Raw genomic sequence first — 2,786 nt, forward strand, 5'->3', positions numbered from 1 at the left:
GGCGACCCCCGAGGCGGCGCGGCGCATCACGGCGTCCGGGTCACCCGCCGCCACGGCCGCCTCGATGAGTGGGCGCTCGGCGGACCGGATCGCCTCGACCGGGTGCGCGCGCAACATGATGTCCACCATCCCAGACAGACTCAGACCCGGGGGCGGGTCACTCCACCGTGACGGACTTGGCCAGATTGCGGGGCTTGTCCACGTCGTACCCGCGGGCGGCGGCGACCTCCGCGGCGAACGCCTGATAGGGAATCGTCGCGAGCAGCGGCTGCAGCAGCGTGGTCGAGGCCGGGATCGGGATGAAGTAGTCCGACAGCGGTCGCACCACCTCGTCGCCCTCCTCGGCGATCACGATGGTCCGCGCACCACGGGCCCTGATCTCCTGGATGTTGCTCACCAGCTTGGAGTGCAGGACCCCACGCCCCTCGACCGGCGGCATCACGATGAAGACCGGCAGGCCCTCCTCGATCAGCGCGATCGGACCGTGCTTGAGCTCGCCCGCCGGGAATCCCTCGGCGTGCATGTACGCGAGCTCCTTGAGCTTGAGCGCGCCCTCGAGCGCCGTCGGGTAGCCGACGTGTCGGCCGAGGAACAGCACGGACTTGGAATCGGCCAACTCCCGCGCGATCTCGCGGACCGGGTCGAGGGAGTCCACGACCTTCTGGATCTCGAGCGGCATCTGCTCGAGCTGACGGAACTCGGCGGCCACCTCGTCCGGGTACTTGGTACCGCGGGCCTGCGCGAGCGCGAGACCCACGAGATAATTGGCGGTGATCTGCGCCAGGTACGCCTTGGTCGACGCCACCCCGATCTCGGGACCGGCATGGGTGTACAGCACGGCGTCGGCCTCACGGGGGATCTGCGACCCGTTGGTGTTGCAGACCGCCAGGACGCGGGCCTTCTGGGACTTGGCGTGGCGCACGGCCTCCAGCGTGTCGGCGGTCTCGCCCGACTGGGAGATGGCCACGACCAGCGTGGACCGGTCCAGGACCGGGTCGCGGTAACGGAACTCCGAGGCGATCTCGACCTCGCAGGGCAGACGCGTCCAGTGTTCGATCGCGTACTTGGCCACCATGCCGGAGTGGTAGGCACTGCCGCAGGCGACGATGAAGACCTTGTCGATGTCCCTCAGGTCCTGGTCTGTCATCCGCTGCTCGTCCAGCACGATGCGGCCGTTCTGGAAGTGGCCCAGCAGGGTGTCGGCGACCGCCTGCGGCTGCTCGGCGATCTCCTTGAGCATGAAGTAGTCGTAGCCACCCTTCTCAGCGGCGGCCAGGTCCCAGTCGATGTGGAAGGGGCGCCCCTCGGTGGGCTCGCCGGAGAGGTCGGTGATCTCGTAGGAGTCGGCGCGCAGCACCACGACGTTGTCCTGCCCGAGTTCGACCGCCTCACGGGTGTGCTCGATGAACGCTGCGACGTCCGAACCGAGGAACATCTCGCCCTCCCCCACGCCCAGCACCAGCGGGGTCGACCGGCGGGCCGCGACGAGGGTGCCCGGGTGGGCGGCGTGGCTGAACACCAGGGTGAAGGCACCCTCGAGACGGTTCAGCACCGCGCGGCACGAGGCGACGAAGTCCCCCGCGTGGGGACCGGACGCCATCTCGCACTCAAGTAGGTGTGCGGCGACCTCGGAGTCGGTGTCCGATACCAACTCGACCCCCGCGGCCTCCAGCTCGGCGCGCAGTGGAGCGAAGTTCTCGATGATGCCGTTGTGCACGATCGCGACGTCGCCGGAGACGTGCGGGTGGGCGTTGCGGTCACTGGGGCGCCCGTGGGTGGCCCAGCGGGTGTGTCCGATGCCGGTGGTCCCCGGGAAGCTGTCGTGCCCGGCGGAGTCGAGAGCGGACTCGAGATTGGCGAGCTTGCCCTCCTTCTTCTCGACCCGGGAGGCGCCCGCACCGTCGAGGACGGCCACGCCCGAGGAGTCATACCCGCGGTACTCCATCCGCCGCAGGGCCTCGACCACAACAGGGAGGGCAGCCTGATGCCCGACATAACCGACGATTCCGCACATGGCCGCTAAGTGTAGCCAGGCCGTCCCGACGCCCCGGCACCGTCGACCCCCCGGAGGCGATACTGTGGCCCTCGTGGCCACCAAGACCAAAGCTCTCCTCGACAAGGTGAACCGGCGGGGCCCCTACGGGGTCGACACGGGCGATCTCGGCTTCACCGGGACGCCGGGCGCCGTGTTCGTCCCGCGTGACGCGCCGTCACCCGCCCCCCTGGTGGGCTTCGCCCACGACTGGACCAAGGGCCCCCGTGACTACACCGACACTCTCAAGCACCTCGCCTCGTGGGGTTTCGTCGTGGTGGCACCCGCGACCGACCGGTCCCCCCGACCGAACCACCAGCACTTCGCCGACCACCTGTCGGCCGCGATCGAGGACGTCCTGCAGGCCAGGCTCGGCCGCGGAACCGTCCGCGCGGATCCCCGCCGGATCGGGCTGGCCGGTCACGGGCTCGGTGGCGGGGTCTGTGCCCTGCTGGCCTCCCAGCGCACCGATATCGGTGCGGTGGCGATGGCGTTCCCCACCGAGACCGTCCCGGCGGCCGCCGATCGGGCGATCACCATCGACGCGCCGGCCCTGCTGCTGTCGGCGTCCGGCGGTGTCCACGCCGAGGACGCCCGTGCGCTCCACCTGGCCTGGCGCGGCCCGATCGTGCACCGACGTCTCGAGAAGGCCATCGAGACCGGCCTGGTCGAGGGCGCGCCACTGATCAAGTATGTCGGCCTCGCGGACCCGGATCGCCGGACGCAACGCGCGGTGCGCCCACTGGTGGCGGGG

General features: G+C 70.2%; 2 protein-coding genes. One reads left to right on the forward strand and one right to left on the reverse strand.

The window, feature by feature from the left end:
• Nucleotides 1-157 precede the first annotated feature (157 nt).
• Complete coding sequence (gene glmS / locus G6027_RS15335) at nt 158-2,014, reverse strand: glutamine--fructose-6-phosphate transaminase (isomerizing) (protein WP_182637922.1); 1,857 nt, start codon at nt 2,012-2,014, stop codon at nt 158-160.
• Between the two features lie 73 nt (nt 2,015-2,087).
• Between glmS and G6027_RS15340 the strand changes: the two genes are divergently transcribed.
• The coding region (locus tag G6027_RS15340; protein ID WP_346995765.1) for a dienelactone hydrolase family protein at nt 2,088-2,786 on the forward strand (699 nt) is incomplete at its 3' end.

Origin of the sequence: Dietzia sp. SLG310A2-38A2, from assembly GCF_014145095.1 — a bacterium.
Lineage (GTDB): Bacteria > Actinomycetota > Actinomycetes > Mycobacteriales > Mycobacteriaceae > Dietzia.